This window comes from Plantactinospora sp. WMMB782, assembly GCF_049179135.1.
In the GTDB taxonomy this organism is placed as follows: Bacteria; Actinomycetota; Actinomycetes; order Mycobacteriales; family Micromonosporaceae; genus Plantactinospora.
Genome location: NZ_JBMHMC010000007.1, coordinates 5,887,835 through 5,901,138, shown reverse-complemented (window position 1 = coordinate 5,901,138; position 13,304 = coordinate 5,887,835). Strand labels below are relative to the sequence as shown.

Below are 13,304 nucleotides of genomic sequence, written 5' to 3'. Positions count from 1 at the left end.
TGGTCGACGGTCCACCTCCGTGCCTCGTCCCCTTCCGCCGGAACTTTACAGCGGCCGGACGGTACGGCCGCGGGCGTGTGCCGCCGGTCGGATGACCGACCGGCGGCACGGGCACGCCGCTCAGTCGGCCGGGGTGCCGGACTTCCCGGTCGCGGCCTCGGCCCGGGCACCTGCCTCGGCCGGGGCACCTGCCTCCGTCCGGGTCCGCGTATCGGTCCCGGTCTGGGCATCTGCCTCGGTCGAGGGTGACTTCACGTAGGTGGGGTGCAGGTGCACGGGCTGCGTCGCGCCGCGCTGTGCCGCGCTGCGCTGCTGGCGGGCCCGGACCCGCAGGTTGAGGAACTCCACGAAGATGGAGAACGCGATCGGGCCGTACACGTAGCCCTTCGGGATGTGCTGGTCGAAGCCCTCGGCGATCAGGCTGGCGCCGATGAGCAGCAGGAACGACAGGGCCAGCATCTTCACCGTCGGGTGGGTGTTGACGAAGCGGCTCACGGCACCCGCCGAGACCAGCATGATCACCATCGCCACCACGACCGCCGCCACCATGATGAACAACTGGTCCACCATGCCGACCGCGGTGATCACGGAATCCAGCGAGAAGACGATGTCGAGGACGAGGATCTGCGCGATCACCGCCGCGAACGACGACGTGGCCCGGGCCGACTTGCCGTGCTCGGCGCCTTCCAGATGCTCGTGTATCTCGTAGGTCGCCTTGCCCAGCAGGAACAACCCGCCCAGTAGCAGGATCAGGTCGCGACCGGAGATCTCCTGACCGACGACCGTGAACAGCGGCGCGGTCAGGCCGATCACCCAGGAGAGCGACGCCAGCAGCAACAGCCGGGTCACCAGGGCCAGCGACAACCCGATGGTGCGGGCCCGCGCCTGCTGATGCTCCGGCAGCCGGCCGGCCAAGATCGAGATGAACACCACGTTGTCGATGCCCAGCACGACCTCCAGCAGCAGCAGCGTCGCGAACGCCACCCACAGCTCGGGACTGCTCAAGAACTCCATGTCACCCTCGACGTCTCGGCGGGCCGGCGGGGCCCGCCAGCCAGATCCGAGAACCATACAGCCTCACGTGATGGTGAGGGCGGGCCGGCCACGACCGGATGCCGGCACACCGGGGTACGTCGGGCGTGGCCTGAGAGGGCCCCGCCGGACCGCCGGCGACCACCGTTGCCGCCGAGCCGGCGCCGGACCTCGGCACGGCGCCGCCGGGTCAGGGGGCCACGGCGGGGCCGTTGCCGGTCGGCAGTGCGCTCAGCGAGAAGCGCTGACGGAGGCTGGTCACCATCGGGTGCAGCGCCTTCACGGTCTCCCGCCGGTCGCCGCCGGCGTCGTGCAGCAGCACGATCGAGCCGGGCCGCACACCGGAGGTCACGACCCGGCTGATGGTGCCGCTGGCGGGCCGGGTCCAGTCCCGCGGATCCACCGCCCAGTGCAGTGACGTCATGCCGAGCCGCCCGGCCACCGTGACCACCGCCCGGGTCCACGCACCGCCCGGCTGTCGGAAGTACCCGATCTCGGCCCCCGGTACGGCGGCCTGGATAGCCCGGTTCGTACGCGTCAGGTCCGCCATGATGGCGGCCGGGGACCGACGGCCGAGGCGTACGTCGTGCGACCAGGAGTGGTTGCAGAGGGTGTGGCCGTCGTCGGCGATCGCCCGGACCAGTTCCGGATGAGCCCGGACGTTGACCCCGACCACGCAGAAGGTGGCCCTGACCTGTTGCCGTCGCAGCAGCGCGAGAACCTGCGGCGTGTAGCGGGGGTCCGGACCGTCGTCGAAGGTGAGTGCCACCTGGGCCGACCCACTGGTGATCCTCGCTCCGAACGGTCCACCGCGCTCGGGCCCGAGCCGCCGGACGAGCTCCGATGCCGCACGGTCGCCCGGATCGCCGGCCCGGACGGTCGGGGTGGGTCCGGGCGGAGCGGATCCGGTCGCGGTCGGGGCGACGACCGCTGTCGACTGCCGCAGGGCGCGCGACTCCGTGACGGTGTCGACGAGCAGGTAGGAGCCGGCGACGATTCCGCCCACACCCAGTACGGCGACGATCGTGATCCAGGGTCTCGACATGCCGGCGATTTTATGTATGTTTGATAACTAAAGGGTCGATTATCGGATTTGACCAGATACCGAGATCGTCGCCCGCCGCCAAGACGAGCAAAGATCGCTAACGCAGCGTCATCTTGCAAATACTTTCCGTGTAGATTCGCGTAACCTGTCCTAGTTTGGGTCGTTCTGCGGATGGAAGGACGCGTGTGCCCAGCCGCCTTCCGCCCACTGCCGCCTGAAACTTCCACGGGGGAAACGTGACATCCATTCGGAGAAAGCTGTCCATCCTGGCGGTGACGCTGGTCGCCGCCGGTGCCGTACTGCACCTGCAGTCACCGGCGCTGGCCCAACCCGGTTCCGCCAGCGCCCGAGGGTTGGAGGTCGACCTCTCGGCCACCGTCGGCGGTCTCGTGGTGATCGACGCCGACGCCGTGATCGGCAGCGCGGTCGCGCCAGCCGGTGGCGGCACCGACACCTCCACCCTGGTGGACATCTCCCTGACCGGAGCGACCGGGGTCACCGCCTCGGGCACCGTGGAGGAGGTCACCGCCACCCGTGGGGCGACCGAATCCTCCGCGTTCTCCGCCGTCACCGCCCTGAACCTGACAGTGCTCGGCATCGACGTGATCGAGGCGCCCGAAGCGACCGCCGCGGTAACCTGCCCGCTGACCGGGGCGCAGACCGCCGAGACGACGCTCACCGAGATCCTCCTCTTCGGTCAGACGGTGGTGCTGACCGCGAACGGTCCCGGCGTGCAGGGCAGCACGGCCGTCGCCGTACCGGGACTGCTCGACGCGGCGCTGAACGCGACGTTGACGCGTACCGAGACCACCACCGCGGACGGCGCGGCGGCGAGCGCCATCCTGGCCGCCCTCACCCTGACCGGGACCGTGGCCGGTGAACAGGTGACCATCCCGGTCGGCACGGTGGTCGTGGCCCGGGCGACCTGCGAACGCCCGCTGGCACCAGCGCCGCCGACCAGCACCGCCATCGACCCGGACTCCGGACCGCAGTCCGGCGGCCAGACCGTCACCATCACCGGCACCGGCTTCGTACCCGACCAGACCACCGTCACCTTCGACGGAGTACCCGCCACCGACGTCACCGTGGCCCCCGGCGGCACCACCCTCACCGCCGTCACCCCGGCGAACCCGACCGGCCCGGCCGACGTGGTCGTCACCACCCCCGGCGGCTCGGCCGCACCACTCGACTACACCTACCTGGCCGACGGCAGCGACGCCACCTTCACCGGGCTGACCCCGCCCTCCGGCCCCACCAGCGGCGGCACCACCGTCACCATCACCGGCACCGGCCTGACCGGCGCCATCGCGGTCGACTTCAACGGGCTGCCCAGCACCGACTTCACCATCGACCCGGCCGGTACGACGATCACCGTCGTCACCCCGCCGAACCCGGCAGGTCCGGCCCTGGTCGAGGTGGTCTTCCCGGCCGGTCGGGTCACCGCGCCGACCTTCAGCTACATCGCACCGACGATCACCTCGATAGTGCCGGAGACCGGCCCGAGCACCGGCGGCACCCGCGTGACGATCACCGGCACCGGATTCACCGACGCCACCGGAGTCACCTTCGACGACAACCCCGGCACCGACCTGGTGGTCGACCCGAGCGGCACCTCGCTCACCGTCACCACCCCGCCCGGCCTGCCCGGACCCGCCGACGTCCTCGTGCTGATACCCGGCGCCGACGCCGCGGCGCCCGGTGGCTTCACCTACCAGGCGGCCGCACCGACCGCGTCGGCGGTCGACCCGGACTCCGGACCGCAGTCCGGCGGCCAGACCGTCACCATCACCGGCACCGGCTTCGTACCCGACCAGACCACCGTCACCTTCGACGGAGTACCCGCCACCGACGTCACCGTGGCCCCCGGCGGCACCACCCTCACCGCCGTCACCCCGGCGAACCCGACCGGCCCGGCCGACGTGGTCGTCACCACCCCCGGCGGCTCGGCCGCACCACTCGACTACACCTACCTGGCCGACGGCAGCGACGCCGTGGTGACCGGGCTCGACCCGACCTCCGGTCCGACCAGTGGCGGCACCACCGTCACGATCACCGGCACCGGATTCACCGGCGCCACCGGAGTCACCTTCGACGGCGTCGCGGGCACCGGCTTCACCGTCAACCCGGCCGGTACGACGATCACCGTCGTCACCCCGCCGAACGCCGCCGGCCCGGCCGACGTCAGCCTGGTCTTCCCGGCCGGCACCGCCGCGGGCGGCACCTTCGGCTACATCGGACCGACGATCACGTCGGTCTCCCCGCCGGCCGGGCCGAGCACCGGCGGCACCCGCGTGACGATCACCGGCACCGGATTCACCGGCGCCACCGGAGTCGACTTCGGCGGCAACCCCGGCACCGACCTGGTGGTCGCCCCGGACGGCACCTCGGTCACCGTCACCACCCCGCCCGGCACGCCGGGCACGGTCGACGTCGCGGTGCTGCTGCCCGGCGCCGACGCCGTCGCCGAGGACGGATTCGACTACCAGGCGGTGGCGCCGATCATCGACACGGTCGATCCCGGTCAGGGGCCGACCTCGGGTGGCACGGTCGTGACGGTCGGCGGTAGCGGCTTCGTGCCGGGGCAGACCACCGTGACGATCTGCGGTCGTACCATCCCGGCGGGCGAGGTCACCGTCGGCCAGGACGGCACCTCGCTGACGTTCCGGGCCCCGGCCTGCCCGCCCGGGAACACCGCGATCACCGTCGGCACACCGGGCGGCGTCTCCAACACGCTCTTCTTCCGGTACGTCGGGGTGCCACCACTGCCGGTCACCGGTGATCCGGTACGCCCGCTGATCGGGTTCAGCGCGGCGGCGACGGCGCTCGGGATCGTCCTACTGCTGTGCACCCGCCGACGCCGCGCCGGTGAGCCGGTCGGCTGAACGGAAGCGGAAGCGGAAGCGGGCGCGGGCGCGGCCGTGGCCGTGGCGCGGGCCTCGGGACCAACCATCCCGGGGCCCGCGCCGCGCGTCGTGCCGCGCCGGCCCGCAGCGGTTACCGACCGCTGGACCCCGCTCTGGGGCTCGTTCCGGGGGCAACTCAGGTGCTGACGTGCGGGCGGCAGCCTCACGAGCTGAGCGTGCCCGGCAGCAGCCTCATGAGCTGAGCGTGCCCGGCAGTTCGGGGTGCTCGGGTGGGGCGGCTTTCAGCTGGTCGGGGTGGGTAGCGCGGGTGCCGGACCGGGGTCCGGGAGTGGGTCCGCCGCACCGAGCGGGGCGTACCGGCCGGTGGAGAGCGGTCGGAACCGTGGCGGCGTCGCGGCCACGACCTCGTCCTCGTCGATCCGGCCGGCCAGGTAGCGGCTGGTGTCGTCGAGCCGCAGCGCCCGGAATCCGGGCTGCTCGTGCAGCCAGCGTCGCACCTCGGCCGCGGCGAACCAGCCGTTGACCCAACGGACCGGCCACCACCGCCAGCCGAAGGAGAGCAGGGCCGGTGGTGTGGCCTGCCAGATCGAGGAGCCGTCGAACTCCACCCGCAGTCGCCGTCCGCGCAGCCGGCGCGGCCGGTGCACCAGCAGGATCCGCCGGTCGTCCACGCGTTCCCCGGTGACGATCCGGAAGTAGTGCTCGGCAGCACACTGACCCTCGCCGGAGAGTACCGACCATGGGCGCACGTCGCCCTCGGGGAGCGCGCCGACGTCGCCCCGGAGTGCCGCCACGAGGTCGCGCGGTCTGATGTCCGTCCGGCGGCGGCCGATCCGGTTTGCGAGATGTTCCGCCAGCACCACGAGCCGGAACACCGCCAGTCGGTACCGGGGCTCGGTCAGTCGCAGGTAGCGGACCAGTCCGCCGACGCGGTGCCGGGCACCCGACGAGGTGCCGAGCAGCCGGCCGGAGGCACCCGGGTCGCGGGTGGCGAGCGCCTGCGGGACCGTCCAGAGCCGGTGCCCGGCGTCCCGCAGCGAGCGGGCCAGCATCAGGCCGTGCCCGTGGACCGGGAAGCGCTCGTCGAGGACCCACTCCGGCGCAAGCACCTCGCGGCGGAGCAGCAGGCAGTCGCCGGAGGCCAGTTGACGTGGCCCGGCCAGGGCGTCGTCGCCCGGCGGGAGCCGGTGACGCGTCGCCCGGAGTCCCGGAAGCCGGCGCAGCGACGGGGCGCCGGCTCCGAGGACGGAGCGAAAGCCCGGCAGCGGGAGGTCCGGCTGCCGGATCGTCCCGTCCGGGTCGAACAGCAGCGGGCCGACCCCGGCGACGTCGGGCCGGTCGCGGAGGAAGCCGGCCATGACGTCCAGCGCGCCGGGGCGGATCCGGACGGCGCCGGTGAGCAACAGGATCAGCTCACCGGCGGCCTGCCGGTACGCCTGGTTCACCGCCGCCGCGTAACCGACGTTGCACCGGTTGCGGATCAGCCGTACCAGGGGATCGGCCGCGAGCATCTCGGCGGATCCGTCCGTCGAGGCGTTGTCGACGACCACCACCTCCACCGGCAGGGCGTCGCCGCTGGCGTCGCGGAGCGCGTCCAGGCAGCGACGCGTCTGCTCCCGGGCGTTCCAACTGACCAACAGCACCGAGACGGCCGGGTGGCTCACGGCCGCCCCGTCGCGCGGATCGGTTGCAGGTGGGTGGTCAGCACGTCGGCCTTCCTGCTGCGGTGTCGTCTGGCGGTGCGCCAGGGCCCCGACGCACGTCTCAGTCAAGCTTAAACCGCAAGAATCGGGCAAATCTGCTGAATCGGATGCCCAGCGGTCACTCCTCGGCACCCTCCACAGTCACGACGGGAGCGAGAGGTCCCCGTCTCACGACGGCAGCGAGAGGTCCCCGTCTCGCGACGGCAGGGAGAGTTCGCCGTTCACCCGGCGCGGGATACCCAGCGGGTTGCCGGCGCGCAGGGCCGCCGGCAGCAGCTCGTCGGGCATCCCCTGGTAGGCGACGGGGCGCAGGAAGCGGCGTACCGCGGTGACCCCGACCGAGGTGTGCAACGAGCCGGTGGTCGCCGGCCACGGCCCGCCGTGCTGCATCGCCCAGGTCACCGCCACCCCGGTCGGCCAGCCGTTCCAGATCACCCGACCGGCCCGCCCGGCCGCCAGCTCCACCACCCGGGCCGCCACCTCGTCGCCTTCCTCGCCGTGCACGGTGGCGGTCAGCGCGCCCGGGACCACGGCGAGCGCCGCCAGCAGTTCCGCCTCGTCGGCGTACTCGACCAGCAGGGCGGCCGGGCCGAAGCACTCCTCGAGCAGCCGTTCGGCGTGCCGGACCAGATCACCTGCGGAGACCGCCAGCAGTTGTGCACCGGCCCGGAAGCCCGGCTCCGCCACCGGGGCGGGTGGCACCACCGTGCGTACCCCGGGCACCGCGGCCAGCGCGGCGGCGCCCTCCTGGTACGCGTCGCGGATCCGGGAGTTCAGCAGCGGGCCGAGCGACGCCTCCCCGACCGCCTTGCCGAGTACCCCGTCGAGCTGGTGCCCGGCGGGCAGGAAGAGCAGGCCGGGCTTGGTGCAGAACTGGCCCGAGCCCATGGTGACCGAGCCGACGAACGCCTCGGCGATCGCGTTGCCCCGGGCCGCCAGCGCGGCCGGAGTGACCACGGTCGGGTTCAGCGAGCCGAGTTCACCGTAGAACGGGATCGGGTCGGGGCGGCCGGCGGCCAGGTCGGCCAGCGCCCGACCGCCAGCGGCGGAGCCGGTGAAGGCGCCGGCCGCGATCGCCGGATGGGTGATCAGCTCCCGGCCGGCCGCCATCCCCCGGACCACCGCGAAGGTGCCGACCGGGGCGCCCCCCTCGGCAAGCGCGCTGGTGACAAGTGAACCGCACAGGTCGGAGAGCCCGGGGTGACCGGGATGTGCCTTCACCACCACCGGGCAGCCGGCGGCGAGCGCGCTGGCGGTGTCGCCGCCCGGCACCGAGAAGGCGAGCGGGAAGTTCGATGCCGCGTAGACCGCCACCGGGCCGACCGGGACCAGCATCCGGCGCAGGTCCGGCCGGGGCGCCGGCTGGGCCTCGGGGTCCGGAAGGTCGATGACCGCCTCCAGGAAGGACCCCTCCGCGACGGCGTCGGCGAACATCTCCAACTGCACCCGGGTACGGGTCAGTTCGGTGTGCAGCCGGGGCGTACCGAGGCCGGTCTCGGCGTCGCCGAGCGCGACGATCTCGTCCCGGGAACCCTCCAGCGCGGCACCGATCCGGCGGAGCAGCTCCGCCCGGGTGGTCAGCGGCAGCGCCGCGTACGCCGGAGCGGCGGCGGCCACCACCCGGCAGACCGCGTCGAGTCCGTCGCTACCGGTGTGCGGCACCGCTTCGCCGTTCGGCGTACCGGTGTAGGGGTTCATCGGCTGGTCGGTGTTCATCCCAGTCTCCGTCGGTCCAGTGGTGGTCACGGGGCGAGTACGAGTGTGCGCAGCGTGCTGTCCAGGGCGGTCGCCTCCAGCCCGCCGGGCCAGCCGCGCAGCAGCGTGCCGCCCTTGGCGACGACGACCACCGCCGGAGGTTCCCGGACCGCGTACGCGCGCGCGACGCGCTGGTCGACGTCGACGAGTACCGGATACTCCACCCGGTGCCCGCGAAGGTACTCCTGGAGGGCGTCCGGATCGTCGTCGCCGGCCACGCCGACGAAGACCACCCGGTCACGCAGCGCACGGGCGAGCTGGCTGAGGCCGTCCTGCCGGGCGGCGCAGGTGTTGCACCAGGAGGTGAAGAAGGTCAGCACCACCGGCCGGTCGGCCCACAGGTCCGCCAGCGCGAGCGGACTGCCGTCGGTGAGCGTACCGGTTGCCTTCGGGGCGCCCGGCAGGTCGGTCGGCGCGGGACGCAGCGCGAGGTCGGCCGGCGCCGGGCCGGGCAGTACGGCGGCGCCGCCGGCCGTCGGCGTGGCCGGCTCGCGGTCGCCGCCGTCCCCGGTGCAGCCGGCCAGGACCACCGTGGCGGTCATCACCAGCCCGACCAGCACGGCGAGCCGCTGCCGGCGGGTCACCGGCGACCACCCACCCGCGACGAGCCGCACCGGGACGCGGCGGTTCCGGACGGGCCGAGTCGGCAGGTCACGACGGCACCACCGCGACCAGCGCGGGTCCCTCGCTGTCGTCCCGGGTCAACTCGATCGGCCGGCGGTCGTCCACGATCAGGCGGTACGCCTTCCGGTCGGCCAGCGTCACCGGTACGGCGAACTCGCAGAACGTCGGGATGCGGGACACCTCCAGATCCTCGGCGAAGGTCCGGACCGACTTCCCCGGCGGCAGCGCGCCCTCGGCCAGCGTCTCGCCGTCGCCGTCCACCACCCGGTACGCCGCCCGGTTGTGGAAGTACGTGTACGGCCCGGTGCCGGCGCACTCGACACCCTCGGGCCTGATGTTGATGTCCCGGACCAGCACCCGGACGGTCAGCTCGGCCCGCGGCTCCTCGCCGCCGCAGCCGGCCAGCGACGCGAGCAGCAGCAGCGGTAGTGCCAGCCGTGGCAGTGACAGTGGCAACGTCCCCGGTAGCTCGCCGCGTCGCATCTTCCCTCCCCGAGGGTTGGCGGCGAGCCGCCCGGGGAGCGGCGCACTGCGCGCCTTCCCCCGGGCGTCCCGCCGGGTGCGTCAGGACTTCTGGACCCGGCACTGCTTGGTCACGGTCCTGGTCGGGTCGCTCTCGGAGGTGGCGGTGAGCCTGACGACGCCGGTCTGGGTGGCCGACGGGGTCGCCCCGACCGAGACCCGGACCGTGTCGGACCTGCCGAACCCGGCCGTGGCCAGCGCGTTCGGCAACTCGACCCGCCAGCCCTTTCCGTTGACCGTGGCGGAGAGGCGGTAGACGTCGGACTTCAGGTAGGCGGTGACGTTCTCCGGGTGCGCCTGGCCGCCGGCCGCGTACGCGCCGGTGTTGGTCAGGGTGAACGAGCAGGTCACGCCCCGGGTGGTCGGCCGGGTCGCGGTGGTCACCTCACCGTTCGACAGCGCCACGCCGTGACTGCTCGGTCCGGCGCCGTCGAGCGAGCGCACCGCCACCGTGTACGACAGCACGCCGTCACCGTTGCGCTTCAGGTCGAGTACGTAGAAGTGCAGCCGGTTGGCCTCGTCCACGTACTCGTACTCGCTGCCGGAGCGGGTGCCGGCGTGGAACAGCGCGTCGGAGAGCTGCCGGTAGTCCCCCATGGTGATCTTCTGCGGGGTGCCGTCCGGCCGGTAGAAGTCGATCATGTCGATGTCCTGCGGGTTGGCGTCGACCACCCAGACGAAGGGGGCGCTGTCGGCGTTCTTCGTCTTCGACAGCAGCACCCCGCTGTCCGGGGTGAACGAGTCCGCACCCATCCGGTCCACGACCTCGACCGTGTAGTTGTTGAAGTTGCCGCCGTCGCAGAGCGGGTCGGTGCCGGTGTCGCAGGCCGGTGACCGGTCCCGGTTCATCGCGATGTTGATCCCGGTGAGCCCCTTCGGGCCGGCGTCCACCGCCCGGGCGGTCACCGTCGCCACCACCATGCCGGAGGTGGCCAGCGCCTCCCGGTCCAGCCGCAGCAGGTGCTCCTCGCCGAGTAGACCGATCTTGATTTTGTCGCGGACGGTGTGCAGCGAACCCATCGAGCCGCCGTTCACCGGCGGGATCTGCCACCGGGTGTGCGGTCCGCCCGGCCCGTTGAACGAGCCGCGCGACATCATGCTCCAGATGCCGGTGTACGCCCGCCGCAGCGGCACGCCGTACGGGTTGTTGTAGTTGTCGCCGATGCTGAGCAGATGGCTCAGCTCGTGCGCGTACACGCCCATGCCGGAACTCTCGGCCTGGGTCGAGGAGCCGCCCCCGGCGTTCGGCCAGATGGTCGAGGCCGCCTTCCAGGAGGTCCACTCGACGTACCGGGTGCGGGCGTAATTGGGCAGGTTCGGGTCCGGCGGGCCCCAGGCGTCCGGCACGTCCTCCTTGGTCTGGAACATCATCTGGCCGAACTCCTGCCAGGTGGACGACTCGTCCTGCCCGGCGGAGAGGATGAAGACCAGCTCGTACGAGTCGGCCACCTCGTCGCCGACCGCCGCCCGCCAGGCGCCCAGCCCGTCGGTGCGGATGTTCTGGGCACACTGCTCGCCGGAGGGGCAGGCACCGGGGTTGAAGCCGTTGTCGATGCCGTACTGGTAGGACTTCGCCGGCATCTCGTACGGGCCGAACCCGGTCAGGTCCACCCCGTACCGGCCGTTGGAGTCCTGCATCCAGTACTCGTGCAGCGTGTGGCCGCGGTTGAGGTCGTTCGGCCGGTTCAGGAAGTCGGTGTAGAAGGTCGCCACCTGGTCGCGCGGGATGTTCGCGGCCGTCGACTGGGGGTTGCCGAAGACCGTCGACCGGGGCCGCTGGGTCACCACGAACGGCTGGTCCGGATAGTCGAGGGTGACCAGGGCGATTCTGAAGTTGCGGACCGAGCCGGCGACGCCCGGGTCGGCCCAGTTCGTGCTCGGCGGTGTGACGTAGTCGTCCCAGCTCATGCCGTCCGGGTTCACCCAGGACTGCGGGTCGAGTACGTCGAACGGGCCGTTGCCACCGGCCGGGTTGCCCCGTGCGGCGGTGGCCGGCGTGCTGGCGGCGCCGGCGACCAGCGCTGCCGCGAGCGTCGCGGCCAGCGCCGACCGCCACGCCCGTGGTCTGGCGGACAGTAGGTGCATCCAGTCACCTCTCGTGCTGCCTCGGGACGCCGGTCGGGGGTTCGTCCGGCACTCCCGACGTCGATCATCCATGATCACGCCGACGCGAATCTATGCCACGCGGCCCGCGCCGTCACCCGACTGATGCCGCCAGGCAACACCGGTCGCTTCCCGCACCTGCCGGATCCCGACCGCCCGGACCGCCCGACACTCCACACGCGATGGTCGGGCCGGGGCGGAGGTCGGTTCTGGAAGCTTCCCGCCAATCGGATCTGAAGCCCTCCGCCTAGGGACCCGCAGCACCGCCCGGTTGCGGACCCGGACCGGCGCCCGGAGGGCCGCCGTACGGTGCCGTCAGCCGGCCGCCGCCGTAGGAGTTGAGGACTGCCTGACCGCCCGGGTCGTCGGCGCCGAGCAACTCCACCGTCGCCTCGGTCACCTGGCGCAGCAGTTCCACCCGGGCCGCCCGGACGGTGGCCAGGATCTCCTCGGCCACCCGGTCGACGGGCTGTTGTCGGGTCCGCTCGTCCAGCCGCAGTCCGACCAGCGCCCCGGCCGGGTCGAGCGTCGCCTCGACCAGCCCGTCGGCGCCGCGGACCGTCACCCGTATCCCGGCGAGCCGGCGGGACAGCTCGGCGGCCCGCTCCGCCCGGTCGGCGAAGGACTCCTGCCAGGCCTCGACCCGGCGCTGCGCCGCGTCGATCTCCGCACCGCTCTCCCACCTGCCGGCATCCGCTGCGGCCACCGCGTCACCCCCGGTCCCAGTCTGCCCGGCGCAGGCGTCTCCCGGTTGCCCGGCGCCGACGGTTTCCCGTTGCCCGGTCAGGGGATCTCCAGCACCGGCCGCACCGGGGTCTCCCCGGCGAGGTCTCCGTCGTGGACCGCCTCGGCCAGGTACGCGTCCCGGTAGGCGGTGGCGAGGGTGAGCCAGCTCAGGAATGCCCCGTAGCCGCCGCAGATCGCCGTGCCGCCGTCACCGCCGCAGAGCACGGCCGGCTCGGTGGTGAACTCGGCCCGGTAGGGGTCGTCGCCGATGACCAGACCGAAGAGGTTCGGCTCCCGGATCAGCGGGACGTCGCCGTAGGGCTCGCCCTCGGGATACTCGTCGCCCCAGCGGAACAGGCTGGTCGCCCCGGCGCCGCACGCGTACTCCCACTCGTCGGGGGTCGGGGGACGCAGGCCGAGGCGGGCGAGTCCGGCCGTCAGCCAGGCGTGGTCCTGGTCCCCGTCGTCGTCGGGATCGGACTCGTCGTCGACCGCCAGCAGCTCCCCGGCGTCGACGGACCGCACCGCGACGAGCCGGGCCGGCAGGCAGACCTGGCGAGGCGGCGAGGTGACCTCGGCGACGAACCTGTCGACCGGACCGGTGAGCGCATACTCCTCGGCGGCCTCGGCGAAGTCGGCGATCTGCCGGGCGGAGGGGACGAACCGGCCGGCGTCGTGCCCGAGCCGCACGGTGCCGCCCGGCACCAGGGCGTAACGGATGCCCTCGCGGTCGAAGAACCCGGCCCGGCCGGACCGGCCGGCGTACCCGTGCGGGGTCACGCCCGCGACGGTGCCGCCGATGTCGCGGGCGATGGCGGCGGCGGTGCGGGCGGCGGCCTCGTCGGAGAGTCCCGACCAGGCGGCCAAGGTGAGATCGGCGTGCGACGGCATGCCGGACATCATGCCGGTGAGGTGTGACCGGAACCGTTC

10 protein-coding genes are annotated in these 13,304 nt (G+C 72.9%); 1 reads left to right on the top strand and 9 read right to left on the bottom strand.

The annotated features are described in order from the left end of the window. Positions 1-120: 120 nt before the first annotated feature. Positions 121-1,014 (bottom strand): TerC family protein, encoded by an 894-nt coding sequence (locus ACN28A_RS28355; protein ID WP_421400097.1) that lies wholly within the window; start codon positions 1,012-1,014, stop codon positions 121-123. A gap of 208 nt (positions 1,015-1,222) precedes the next feature. Further along, on the bottom strand, positions 1,223-2,077 hold the full coding sequence (locus ACN28A_RS28350) for a polysaccharide deacetylase family protein (protein ID WP_421400095.1): 855 nt from the start codon (positions 2,075-2,077) through the stop codon (positions 1,223-1,225). 236 nt (positions 2,078-2,313) lie between these two features. On the opposite strand from ACN28A_RS28350, the gene ACN28A_RS28345 reads away from it, so the two are divergent. Next, on the top strand, positions 2,314-4,959 hold the full coding sequence (locus ACN28A_RS28345; protein ID WP_421400093.1) for a beta strand repeat-containing protein: 2,646 nt from the start codon (positions 2,314-2,316) through the stop codon (positions 4,957-4,959). 263 nt (positions 4,960-5,222) lie between these two features. Here ACN28A_RS28345 and ACN28A_RS28340 read toward each other — a convergent pair whose 3' ends face one another. From ACN28A_RS28340 to ACN28A_RS28310, 7 genes are all read right to left on the bottom strand, one after another. Next, positions 5,223-6,605 (bottom strand): glycosyltransferase, encoded by a 1,383-nt coding sequence (locus ACN28A_RS28340; RefSeq protein WP_421400091.1) that lies wholly within the window; start codon positions 6,603-6,605, stop codon positions 5,223-5,225. 207 nt (positions 6,606-6,812) lie between these two features. Beyond that, positions 6,813-8,360, bottom strand: coding sequence for an aldehyde dehydrogenase (NADP(+)) (locus tag ACN28A_RS28335; RefSeq protein WP_421400089.1), 1,548 nt, complete (start codon positions 8,358-8,360; stop codon positions 6,813-6,815). 26 nt (positions 8,361-8,386) lie between these two features. Beyond that, positions 8,387-8,983: a TlpA family protein disulfide reductase gene (locus ACN28A_RS28330; RefSeq protein WP_421400086.1), complete on the bottom strand. Its 597-nt coding sequence runs from the start codon at positions 8,981-8,983 to the stop codon at positions 8,387-8,389. Positions 8,984-9,050: 67 nt separating this feature from the next. Next, positions 9,051-9,506, bottom strand: a complete 456-nt coding sequence (locus tag ACN28A_RS28325; protein WP_421400084.1) for a hypothetical protein — start codon at positions 9,504-9,506, stop codon at positions 9,051-9,053. A gap of 81 nt (positions 9,507-9,587) precedes the next feature. Continuing rightward, entirely contained in the window at positions 9,588-11,630 is a 2,043-nt protein-coding gene (locus ACN28A_RS28320) for a M6 family metalloprotease domain-containing protein (RefSeq protein WP_421400082.1), read from the bottom strand. A 265-nt stretch (positions 11,631-11,895) separates the two neighbouring features. Continuing rightward, complete coding sequence (locus tag ACN28A_RS28315) at positions 11,896-12,354, bottom strand: YbaB/EbfC family nucleoid-associated protein (protein ID WP_421400080.1); 459 nt, start codon at positions 12,352-12,354, stop codon at positions 11,896-11,898. A 77-nt stretch (positions 12,355-12,431) separates the two neighbouring features. Next, positions 12,432-13,265: a hypothetical protein gene (locus ACN28A_RS28310; protein ID WP_421400078.1), complete on the bottom strand. Its 834-nt coding sequence runs from the start codon at positions 13,263-13,265 to the stop codon at positions 12,432-12,434. Positions 13,266-13,304: the final 39 nt, after the last annotated feature.

Excerpts from the sequence above, each read along its gene's own strand:
- ACN28A_RS28350 (WP_421400095.1), bottom strand. The coding sequence starts at position 2,077 with ATGTCGAGACCCTGGATCACGATCGTCGCCGTACTGGGTGTGGGCGGA.
- ACN28A_RS28335 (WP_421400089.1), bottom strand. The coding sequence starts at position 8,360 with ATGAACACCGACCAGCCGATGAACCCCTACACCGGTACGCCGAACGGC.
- ACN28A_RS28320 (WP_421400082.1), bottom strand. The coding sequence starts at position 11,630 with ATGCACCTACTGTCCGCCAGACCACGGGCGTGGCGGTCGGCGCTGGCC.
- ACN28A_RS28310 (WP_421400078.1), bottom strand. The coding sequence starts at position 13,265 with ATGCCGTCGCACGCCGATCTCACCTTGGCCGCCTGGTCGGGACTCTCC.
- ACN28A_RS28355 (WP_421400097.1), bottom strand. The coding sequence starts at position 1,014 with ATGGAGTTCTTGAGCAGTCCCGAGCTGTGGGTGGCGTTCGCGACGCTG.
- ACN28A_RS28325 (WP_421400084.1), bottom strand. The coding sequence starts at position 9,506 with ATGCGACGCGGCGAGCTACCGGGGACGTTGCCACTGTCACTGCCACGG.